This is a genomic window from Bacillus sp. AFS040349 (assembly GCF_002577655.1).
Lineage (GTDB): Bacteria > Bacillota > Bacilli > Bacillales > Bacillaceae > Metabacillus.
Genome location: NZ_NUMC01000130.1, coordinates 40126 through 50340 on the forward strand (window position 1 = coordinate 40126; position 10215 = coordinate 50340).

Annotated in this window: 12 protein-coding genes; 3 read left to right on the forward strand and 9 right to left on the reverse strand. The window is 32.5% G+C overall.

Annotated features, from left to right (window positions below; genetic code table 11):
• The first annotated feature begins 34 nt into the window (after positions 1 to 34).
• Positions 35 to 1639 (forward strand): multicopper oxidase family protein, encoded by a 1605-nt coding sequence (locus tag COD11_RS22460; RefSeq protein ID WP_098799136.1) that lies wholly within the window; start codon positions 35 to 37, stop codon positions 1637 to 1639.
• Positions 1640 to 2350: 711 nt separating this feature from the next.
• Here the strand turns inward: COD11_RS22460 and COD11_RS22465 are convergent.
• The 5 genes from COD11_RS22465 to COD11_RS22485 all read right to left on the reverse strand — a co-directional run bounded on the left by COD11_RS22465 (position 2351) and on the right by COD11_RS22485 (position 5523).
• A complete protein-coding gene (locus tag COD11_RS22465) occupies positions 2351 to 2668 on the reverse strand; it encodes a reverse transcriptase domain-containing protein (protein ID WP_098799137.1) in 318 nt (105 codons plus the stop codon).
• A 959-nt stretch (positions 2669 to 3627) separates the two neighbouring features.
• Positions 3628 to 3900 carry a thermonuclease family protein gene (locus COD11_RS28075; RefSeq protein ID WP_098799138.1) on the reverse strand — a complete coding sequence of 91 codons (273 nt, stop codon included), beginning with the start codon at positions 3898 to 3900 and terminating at the stop codon, positions 3628 to 3630.
• 19 nt (positions 3901 to 3919) lie between these two features.
• Entirely contained in the window at positions 3920 to 4549 is a 630-nt protein-coding gene (locus COD11_RS22475) for an HD-GYP domain-containing protein (RefSeq protein WP_098799139.1), read from the reverse strand.
• 286 nt (positions 4550 to 4835) lie between these two features.
• Entirely contained in the window at positions 4836 to 5093 is a 258-nt protein-coding gene (locus COD11_RS22480) for a hypothetical protein (RefSeq protein ID WP_141549734.1), read from the reverse strand.
• Positions 5094 to 5268: 175 nt separating this feature from the next.
• Complete coding sequence (locus COD11_RS22485) at positions 5269 to 5523, reverse strand: hypothetical protein (RefSeq protein ID WP_098799141.1); 255 nt, start codon at positions 5521 to 5523, stop codon at positions 5269 to 5271.
• A 317-nt stretch (positions 5524 to 5840) separates the two neighbouring features.
• Here COD11_RS22485 and COD11_RS22490 point away from each other — a divergent pair, with 317 nt between their 5' ends.
• Entirely contained in the window at positions 5841 to 6083 is a 243-nt protein-coding gene (locus tag COD11_RS22490; protein ID WP_098799142.1) for a helix-turn-helix domain-containing protein, read from the forward strand.
• Positions 6084 to 6259: 176 nt separating this feature from the next.
• On the opposite strand, the gene COD11_RS22500 is transcribed toward COD11_RS22490, so the two are convergent.
• From COD11_RS22500 to COD11_RS22515, 4 genes are read right to left on the reverse strand one after another with little or no spacing between them, the layout of a single operon-like run.
• The gene (locus tag COD11_RS22500; protein ID WP_098799144.1) at positions 6260 to 6679 is read right to left on the reverse strand and encodes a TraX family protein; all 420 of its coding nucleotides are present in this window, start codon (positions 6677 to 6679) and stop codon (positions 6260 to 6262) included.
• 44 nt (positions 6680 to 6723) lie between these two features.
• Positions 6724 to 6984 (reverse strand): hypothetical protein, encoded by a 261-nt coding sequence (locus tag COD11_RS22505; protein WP_098799145.1) that lies wholly within the window; start codon positions 6982 to 6984, stop codon positions 6724 to 6726.
• The gene (locus COD11_RS22510) at positions 6974 to 7924 is read right to left on the reverse strand and encodes a helix-turn-helix domain-containing protein (RefSeq protein WP_098799146.1); all 951 of its coding nucleotides are present in this window, start codon (positions 7922 to 7924) and stop codon (positions 6974 to 6976) included. Before COD11_RS22510 ends, COD11_RS22505 begins: the two co-directional genes overlap by 11 nt.
• A 24-nt stretch (positions 7925 to 7948) precedes the next feature.
• Positions 7949 to 8251, reverse strand: a complete 303-nt coding sequence (locus COD11_RS22515; protein ID WP_098799147.1) for a type II toxin-antitoxin system RelE family toxin — start codon at positions 8249 to 8251, stop codon at positions 7949 to 7951.
• Positions 8252 to 8920: 669 nt separating this feature from the next.
• On the opposite strand from COD11_RS22515, the gene COD11_RS22520 reads away from it, so the two are divergent.
• Complete coding sequence (locus COD11_RS22520; RefSeq protein WP_098799148.1) at positions 8921 to 10003, forward strand: tyrosine-type recombinase/integrase; 1083 nt, start codon at positions 8921 to 8923, stop codon at positions 10001 to 10003.
• The last annotated feature ends 212 nt before the right edge of the window (positions 10004 to 10215 follow it).

Genomic DNA, 10215 nt, shown 5'->3' on the forward strand with positions numbered 1-10215 from the left:
TATTGATTTGTAAATATTTCGGAGGTGTGATTACATGTTAACGTTAAACAAATTTATTTATTTAATAGCCTTACTGCTAATACTTGTACTTGGTGCATGCTCAAATACCTCAAGTAAGATGGACCACAGTAACATGAACATGGATAATACAAAAGAAGAAAGTGAGAGTTCAAAAGATAGTAAGATAGAAAACTCAAATGCAACTCAGAAAATAGAAAAAAATGAGTTTACTATTGTTGCACAAGAACGAAAGCATACCCTAATTGAAAGTATAAATGTCAATGCATGGACATTTAATGGATCAGTACCTGGACCGGAGATTCGCGTTCAAGAGGGTGAAAATGTAAAGATCAATCTAAAAAATGAACTAAAGGATCCCGTTACTATTCACTGGCATGGAATACCGGTCCCTAATAATATGGATGGGATTCCAGGTGTGACAATGAATGCTGTTCAACCTGGAGAAAGCTTCACCTACGAATTTTTAGCAACTGTCCCCGGAACGTATTGGTACCATTCCCATCAAGATGGTGTCAACCAAGTTGATAAAGGACTTTATGGTTCTTTTATTATTGAGAGCAAGGAACAGAAGGATTATAATAGAGACTATGTTCTAGTGCTAGATGAATGGATGAGTGATCCAGAATCGATGGATATGGAATCATCTGATAAGATGGAAGGCATGGATCATGAAAGTATGAACATGGAGTCAGAAGAGATGGAAGGCATGGACATGGAAGCAACTCAAACTGAGGAAATGGGTCATGATATGAGTATGTACGACATCTTTACCATTAATGGGAAAAGCGGTAAGGATATCCCTTCATTACCTGTTAAAGAAGGAGAAAAGGTTAGAATCCGACTAGTAAATGCTGGCTTTATGTCACACAAAATCCATTTACATGGACATGATTTTAAAATAATTAGTTCAGACGGACAGGAAATTACAAACCCTGAAATTCTAAAGGATGAATTAATTTCAATAGCTCCTGGAGAACGTTATGATATCGAATTCACAGCAGATAATCCAGGAAAATGGTATCTTGAATGTCACGGTGATATGGAAGGTACAGAGGGCATGAAAACTATGATTGAATATGAAGGTTTTGAAGGCGAAGTTAATGATGAGCCAAATTCACAAGATACACTTCCTGTTTTCGACCTTACATCATATGGGAAAAATAAAGTGGGAGAGTTTACGCTTGATCAAGCCTATGACATATCCTATACAATGAATTTAAATACCGAAAATAATGGAACAGAAAATATTTATACAATAAATGATAAAACTTTCCCAGAAACAGAAAGTTTAAACGTTAAAGAAGGAGATTTGGTAAAAGTTACACTTGTTAATAACTCGGCTGAAGATGATCATCCAATGCACCTACATGGACACTTCTTCCAAGTTCTTAGCAAAAATGGTAAGCCTATAAAAGGTTCACCTATTGTAAAAGACACCCTAAACCTTAAACCTGGAGAAGAGTATATTGTTGCATTTAAAGCAGACAATCCAGGAGACTGGATGTTCCACTGCCACGACCTTCACCATGCCACAGCAGGTATGGTAACAAACGTAATGTATGATGGTTTCAAGCCAAACTTTACTCCTGACCCAAAAGCAAATAACAAACCCGAGTAATAAAGAATAGGGCACCCACTTACGTGGCTGCCCCCTCATATAAACCGTACGTGCAGTATTAAGGCATAAATTTACCCCGTGTTCCATGACGTCAAGTAGTTCTTACGGTATTCGCATTTTTCATTTTGCGAAGTCTCCATTCACTGTAGTTCACTTCGCCTTTCTCTTTAACACGTTCTTTGGCTCTTTTAAGTTTCTTTAGTGATTTTTCTTTCATATACCTTATATACTCTTATACTTTTATTGCCAAACTGTGTTCCATAGAAATGTTGAAAAGCTGAAAAGCTGAAACTATACCTACCCTAGCATAGAATTCTATATTCCACCTGCTTTGCATTGCTTGCTTGACCTTTCTTTTGAGTCAGGTTTCGATGTATCATAGAGAATTTTAACTATCTTCTGATTAAGCCTTCAACGGAAAGCAGTTCGTCCCTACATACATTTAAGTAGCCACTACAAGGTATCCCAACTTGTTTGTTTGCTTCTTTGGGCTTCCATAAATTAAGATAATAGTTTACTTTACCTCGAATTACTAGATAGCTCCTTTTATCCAATCGCTTGGGTTTTTGTCAATGTCTTTCCTGTTTTCACTCTAATCTTTTTCGGAAGTCCTTCCACATCGCACCCTTCGGCTTTGCGATATAATAAGGTTTTCATCTCTCTTTCGTTTTGCTCCAATGTTCATAGGTATATCCTACAAAAGTGAAATCATCATGATAAAATTAACGATTTTTGCTTTTCCAAAGAGATTTCAAGCCCTAAGTCTAATATCTTTTGTGTAAGTGCCTTTGCGTCTTTGATATCATTCTCTGTTTTCGTAAAGAGTAGAAAATCATCTGCGTAATGGATGTTTTGAGCAAGTGTCCAATGCTCATTAAGATAAATTTGCTCAAGTAACGGTGAGATGACTCCACCTTGCGGAGTTCCAGAATCTCCGTTGAGATATTTTCCGTCTTCCAAATAACCTGCTTTCAACCATTTCCATATCACATTTAGAACAGTACCGTCAGTTACGTACTTATGTATTATCCTGTCCTACTTCTTGTAAGGAATGTTATCAAAGAATCATTTTATGTCACAATTACAATTATATTTGTAGCCTTGTTTTATGTTTGCCATAATGATTTGTAAGACTCGTTCAATTCCTCGGTTGGGTCTGTAGCCACATGACCATTTTCGGTTCTATGACCTCCTCCGACTCCCTCTCATCCATCCACCATTTCGTTTGCACTTATAGGATTCTGCTTTACTTCCCAAGAAAGTGATGAGGAGGGTATCCCCAATTCCGTTAATTACTTTCTTAACATGTCGTTCGCCATATCCCGAGACATTCTTGAGTATTGCGATTCCAAGTTCTCACACCTTCCATGGTTATCGCCCATATTCGCTAGGCTCGACTTCTCTTTAGCAACCTACGGTGGGTTCTTTTGACGAGACGGCAGGATTCACTTTATGTTACAACCTGTTAAGTTGCTCGCACTCTTCTAGAGAGTTACTTTGTCATCACAGGGCTTCAACCTTAGAATTTCTTCACCAGTTTCCTGTCAGCTACTGAGCGTCTTGGCACTTACTCAGATTGGACTTTCACCAATTAGCAATTACGGCTTGCAGGGCACGCCAAATAGAAAATAAAACCCTAGATTCATAGTTGTCCCTTAATAGATAATAAATGATATTTATTATTTTTTATATATAGAGACTATACTTTTCTAGGTTTATTAGATGCTCAAAAATATTTCCTAGAAAGATATATTCTAGCTTTATAAGTTGAACTATCTAAAAAAATTATATTGTTACTTAATAACCCTTTCGTAAAAAAATTAGGTGAAATATTAATATCCGTTATACGCTTCTATATCAAATCCATTATTGCTGTCCCCATACTTTTCTTTTGACCAAATATTTATTATTAGCAGCAACCTGCTCAGCCTCTCTGTACTTATCAATAAACTTATAATCGTTATAAAGATAAGCAACTCTTACTAATCCTACTTTAAGGAGAAGCTCCGTACAGTTTGACTATTAAATCTAACATGTATTAATTTTCTATCATATTTATCTGTAATATTAATGTCATATTCAATTTCTATATCTTTATCTTCGATTTGATTCCTTAAGAAAAGAGTAGCTTCTTTACCATAAGGTTGCCTAGTTTTCAGAAGAGATATAGGAGTAAACGAGGTGCCGAGACTTTCTACTGTTGACGACAAGCTTGTATTGTTACTACATCCATATAGAAACATAAAAATAACTGCTTTCATACATTTTTTCCTCTCGTTTTTATGCAAATTGCTTAACTTTGCTATTAGACTGAACTATCATTGATAAAACGGAGAGTGCACCTGGATCGAAAACTTGTTGGGATTCCATTAATTTAAGTGATTCCAGTGTAGAGTATGGATCATCATGATTATATTTCTGCTTAGCTGTTAAGGCACTGAATACATCAGTAACATTTGCTATCCGCCCAATTAGTGATAATTTTTTATTTTTAATACCTAGTGGGTACCCGCTGCCGTCAATTCTTTCGTGATGTTGTGAACAGAACTCAATAATAGTTGAATCAAAATCCATTTCACTTAGTAAAAAAACACCTTGTAACACGTGGTTTTTTAGTTGTTTTCTCTCAACTTTTGAAAGTTTTCTATCTGTTTTAAGTACTTCATCTCTCATTTCAATTTTTCCTATATCATGCAATAAACCAGCTAGGAAGAGTTGTTCCTTATTTAAGTTTAATATCTGCCCCATTTTATATGAATAGTATGCTACGAGTAAGCTATGGTCCCCTGTTCTTGGATCTCTCATATTTAAACACTGGAATAAAACATAACCCATTTCCCACTCTCTTTCTTTGCAATTCTTCTGCATTAATTTTACAAATAATACCTTTGCTTCTTCTAAAATTATCATAGTAATTTCCTCCCTTTTATAAAAAAGAAAACACGCAAACGACTCTATATTCCAAGAGCAATTTGCGTGTTCCGCCTTTTAGTATATTTATTTAGTTTATATGATAACAGAATTAAGACCATATGCAATGCCATATGTGAACATTTGAAATATTTTTGGAATTTTATAAAGTGTCTAATCCTAAGCTATATTATCAATACTTTTCTTTTTTTGTACTAATGTAGTCAATAGCAGCATCATCACATTTATTCCATACAAGAGAATTAAATCGTTGTCTTTTTTCATCTCAACTCATTTCGACCTCTAAAGCACCTAATTCAGGATAATAATCAACTTGAACCCATTTTATCTTATTAGATAAATGCTTAGAAATATCTTGGTAGTTAAAAAACATCGGCTTAATGTAAGTATTTCTAATATCAATGGCAATATGCTCTATAAAGTTTGTTACAGAATAACTACCTTCTACTTCTATTAGAAATACTGTCACTATACTTTGATCGTTTAATTCATCATTTGTTATATGTACATTAGAATAGTCCACCACATTTTCATTGGTCTTCTGTCTACCACTTTGCTAGTATTAAGGTATGGGGATTTAATCTTTAGAATTCTGATTTATGATACAATCTCTTCATTGCTATTAGTTTTAAACAGATTCTTTTATCCTCAAATGCTATTTTTTATTTAGTGCCTCTCAAGGAAAGAATGCTAAGAAATCATCTTCCTTCTATTGTCCTAATTGCTTTTTTCATTTCATTTAATAATCTCTTTTCCTTATCTTTATCTCCAAAGACATTGTAAAAGTCAAACTTAACATCTTCTTCACTAACAGCTGACCATGAAAAGGTAATGACAGGAATAGAAAATATATATTCCTGAGGTTCAACTTCATTATCTTTTATAACGTACATTATTGCTTCAGTATCGTTATTAAAAACACTATACTTTATATCAATTGCAAAAGCTTTCATATATTTCCTCCCTTTAACTAAATGTGAGGACAATAGATACCATTTATTTTAAATAATTGGTTTTATTACCTTTATCAATATTTTACTCTTTTTATAATCCATAAGTAATGAAAGCGAATAGATAAAAAGTCGGCTTTGCAAAAATGGGGCATTTTCCTGCTTAAAAAGGATTCATCCCAAGACACTTCTTTAAAGCTCTTAAATAAAATTAGTTTAACAAAAACCCAATAGGTGACTAATATAGTTAGTCGACAATACTAACTACACAACGTAATATTATCATGACAAGAAATAGTAGATGGATGGTGCTTACAATAATGGTTCAAATACGATCCAATTTAGCTAATTTAGTAAAAGAATACAACGAGAAAAATGTAGCTTCTTTGTCAATACGTCAACTGTCCGTCGATATAGAAGAACAATATGAGGTAGTCAGACGACTTTATAATGATGATATGGAGCGCTATCCAAGGAGATTACTTGAAAAATTATGTTTATATTTTAACTGTCGCATAGATTCTATACTCCTCATTGAAAGCTCAGAAAAACCACAAGAATAAACCAAGTATTATTAAGTGAAGCGGGTAGAATAAATAAAAGAAGTACTTAGGTAAAGATAATTGGAGTCTTGGCTTCCAATAAAGTAATAACGAGAATGGTATAGCAAACAATTGAATCCAAGTACTATAAAATAAGCAAAAGAAGATGGTTACCAACGCAAAAAGTAAAAGTTGGGTCATTTTTTTTGTCTAAAAAGATAAAATAAAACTGGTACCCACACCCCATATAGACCGTATTCTAAAGGTGAAATTATTGGAACTACTAGTAGCCATAATAATCCATAAAGCTTTTTCTCTTCTTTCAGAAAGGCAATGCCTATAACAGACACTAAAAACGTAAACAGGATATTTAATTGCATATTATTTATTACAAGATAATGTGGGATGGTTGAAAACAATGCAAATCCCAACAGCCTAATTGTATACTTCTTGATATTTTTTGTGTAGTAACATCCCACTGCAACCCCAAAGGCGAATAAAGGAAAAGCTATTCTACCAACTACTCTAAAAATCTCTATTTGAGGGAAAAAGAATAGGCCGATATGGTCTGTTAACATCGATAAAATAGCAACTAATTTTAATGTGTCGTTTCTCATAAATTGTAACTTCCTAGTTGCTGTATTTTAAAAACTTACTTATTTTACTGTTTATCATTATTCTTTAAATTAATAATACCGGAAGCTATTATTAAAAGGTAGTTTCTACTATTTATCTTTTGCCTTTCTAATGTAAATAGATCATTACTTATTTTTATTAGCTGACCCTCTGATAAATTTTTAAGTATAAAATCTAAAATGTCATCAGGATTACAAGTAGATTTAACATCTTCAATTTTCTTTAAATGATGTGTTATCCTCGCAGCGGCTTTGTATCGCTTCAACATACTTTTTTTACTCTTCATCCAACTCACCTAAAAACTCTTCTATTATATTAAGAAATAAGTCATTTACACTTTGCTGTTTTTTATATGCTAATGTGCTTAGTTTTTGGTGTGTATAATAAGGTATATCTAATAGCACTTGATCAAGACCCGAAGAAAGGAAAATAAAATCTTTTGTTTTCTCTATTCTTCCTTTTAAAATGAATTTTTGTAGTAAATAATACTGATCATCACTAATATGAATTTTCGACTGCCTACTTCTTATGTAATAATCGCCTAAGGGAGTCTCATAAAATTGAATGTTTTTTGGACCTATCTGTTTTATTAATGTATAGAAAAGACAGTATACGGGATGATCTACGTACTTAGGAATAGGAATTTGAAATTCAACGAATCCCTTTTTTGTAACATATGGCTTATCTATCCATCTTTCAATATTAATATCAATACTATTTATATAAACTGTTTCTCCTTTTTCATTAAGAACAGATAAAGGATCTGTATTGACAATTACGCACTTTTGATTGTCCAGTGTTATATGCTTAAACAATCTAAACCCATCGCTATAATTGGCAAGTTTTTTTCCGTACTGATTATTTCTTTTAGAATGTTTTTTCTGTTTTAATTCAACAAGGATTTTTTCACAATCTTCTTTAGTAAATCTACGCTCTAAACGATGGCTAATACTTACCATGCTGCTTTGAATTTTATTATCCAATGCAAGTTGATTTAAGTATTGAGGAGTTATTCCCACTAATCTTGAAGCCTCTTTTAACGACAAATCATTCCTGTTGTATCTTTCCTTTAATCTCTCAACTTCTGACGAGCTAAAGCGATACCCTCCATCTCTTCTGTGGGTATCAGGGTTAATTGGTTGAGCAATCTTATTGGAAATCATATATTGTATTTGTCTTTTAGTTTTATTTAATATTCTGGCTAGTTCATTAACTGTAATGTACATATTTAAATCTCCTTAGACACTTCTTTAAGCTACTCCAGCAAACCAATCTTTAATAGCATAGTTATTATAAGACTGTGAGTCTCTATTTTGAATTTTCCCGATTTGGATTAATTTTTTGCTATCGTCTATTAGATAAAATAATCTAGCTCTTTTACACTTAACTCTCTTTATGCTTTTATCAATGTTTAGTGGAGAATATTTTAGAGAACGAGGTCGGGGATCTGATTCAAGAACCTTCAAAACCTTTATAATAATCTCTTGATCCTTATAACTGAGTTTAGTTAACTCCTTATGTACTCTTTTTGAAATAAATTCAATTGTATACATCTTTCTATACACCCTTCCTTACTTCCTACATAGAAACGGAAGTTTCTTGCTATGTATCGTCCTTTATTTTAATTTATTTAATTCGTTGTCTTATTATCAGGTTATCGCTTTTTAGTTTCTGTAAAATCTTGTTACTCAAATTGGTAGCAGTTTTTCCTTGGTGAATCATAAATGAAATTGGACCAATTGAGATACAATCGTATTTACTAACATCAAAGTTTCGATATTACGTATAAGCCTATTCCAAGTTTCAAGAATCCTTTTGTCCTGATACCCCTCTTGAAAAGTTATATCATAAAATTTTATTATCTGATTTTGTAATTTTGGTGATTACTGTGTTTGGATTGTTTATCAAATACATTTTCTTCCATGTAGAGCCTAACACTTCTCCCTACATCCTACTTTTCTAACTACCAAAATGTGTATTGTATTGTTGACTAATTAAGTTAGTCGATAACATAATAGCAAGAAAATTTAAAAAATACAAGTATTAATATTATAAAAGAAAATTATTGTTTATTATTTGTAATTAAACCTATGAAAATCATGGATTTTTCTAGGTTTTGAGATTTTAGTAGTGTAAAATTAGAAATAGAGAAGTTTAAGATTTGTAGGAGCTTGGACAAGGTTCTATTTACAACTTTATCCAAGAGAGGCAGGAGGGAAATTATGGAGATTATATTAAAGGGTAATAAATATGATTTAAATTTATCTTCTCCAGAATTTTGGAATAATAATCAATTTTTTAAGATTTTCATAGACAATGGTTTTTCAAGTGTATCCTGGGATCATGTTCCGGACGAAATGTTACTTTACCTTTTCCTGCATGATGAACCTACAATTGGCAAAAAAAGATCAGATAATACAAAGAGGGAATATTTTCGGGATGTTAAAGAATTTATTGAGTTTGCAAGTCAATTTGGGGGGATCAGGTATATTGATGAAGAAGATGTTCAAAAATACCAATATATAATAGAAGAAAAAAATCTTGCCCCTTCAACTTTAAGAAGAAAAACAACTGTTATTAAGCAATTTTTAACATACCTTTTTAAACGAGGTGCCATTAAAAAAGATGTAACGATTATGTTAAAAAGGGTAAGTGTCGATAAAGAACAGCTTGTTAATCGTGACTTTTATGATCATGAAGTGCAGCAGCTCTTAGAATACTTTAAAAAAGAAAACTATTTTGCTTACACATTGTTATATGTATTGGTTTCAACTGGATTACGTATAGATGAACTGGCAACAGCTAATTGGTCTTCCCTTTTTTATTATCCTAAAAGTGATAGTTATTTCTTAAGTGTGACAGGTAAGAGGAACAAGGAGAGAAATGCTAAGATTTTTAATGATGTTCTGGAGGTTGTTAGTGAGTTTCGAAAAAGAAGAGGAATTTACAGTGAGTTATCCGAGGTAGATGAAACTGCCTTTTTTCCTAAAGCAAGTGGCGGGCATTACAATTCTAGTTATCTAAGTACTGAATTCTCTAAATTAATACTCACGACCAGCCATATATTTCCATTTATCAAGCGAAGAAAGATGCTCCATGAAAAAGGAAGTAAAAGGTTTAATATTACTCCTCATACCTGCAGGCATTACACAGCTGCTTATTTTGCTGATAAAGGTATTGACCTCAAAAGCATACAAGATATGCTGGGTCACGAGTCTCTTTTAACTACCGAGAGGTATTTAAGAAGACGCCGAAATTTAGAGGATCATGCAGGAGTAAAAGTAGGGGGAAATTTTATCAATTAATAAATACTAGCACAAACACTTATTTACTAATTATATAATGCTTTTTCAAGAGAAAGTGTAATAGTAATAATCTAAAATTCCTGACCAATATAGATCGTGAAAAAAGTTAATATTATAGAACCAACAAGAATTTTAATAGAAATTGATGTGCAGGACACTTTAGAACAGATATTTCGATTAAGTAAAATAATTGTTGTTTTTGTCAATATTAA

Coding starts and splice junctions, on each gene's coding strand:
- COD11_RS22460 (WP_098799136.1), top strand. CDS start 35: ATGTTAACGTTAAACAAATTTATTTATTTAATAGCCTTACTGCTAATA.
- COD11_RS28075 (WP_098799138.1), bottom strand. CDS start 3,900: ATGAAAGCAGTTATTTTTATGTTTCTATATGGATGTAGTAACAATACA.
- COD11_RS22475 (WP_098799139.1), bottom strand. CDS start 4,549: ATGATAATTTTAGAAGAAGCAAAGGTATTATTTGTAAAATTAATGCAG.
- COD11_RS22485 (WP_098799141.1), bottom strand. CDS start 5,523: ATGAAAGCTTTTGCAATTGATATAAAGTATAGTGTTTTTAATAACGAT.
- COD11_RS22490 (WP_098799142.1), top strand. CDS start 5,841: ATGGTTCAAATACGATCCAATTTAGCTAATTTAGTAAAAGAATACAAC.
- COD11_RS22500 (WP_098799144.1), bottom strand. CDS start 6,679: ATGAGAAACGACACATTAAAATTAGTTGCTATTTTATCGATGTTAACA.
- COD11_RS22505 (WP_098799145.1), bottom strand. CDS start 6,984: ATGAAGAGTAAAAAAAGTATGTTGAAGCGATACAAAGCCGCTGCGAGG.
- COD11_RS22510 (WP_098799146.1), bottom strand. CDS start 7,924: ATGTACATTACAGTTAATGAACTAGCCAGAATATTAAATAAAACTAAA.
- COD11_RS22515 (WP_098799147.1), bottom strand. CDS start 8,251: ATGTATACAATTGAATTTATTTCAAAAAGAGTACATAAGGAGTTAACT.
- COD11_RS22520 (WP_098799148.1), top strand. CDS start 8,921: ATGGAGATTATATTAAAGGGTAATAAATATGATTTAAATTTATCTTCT.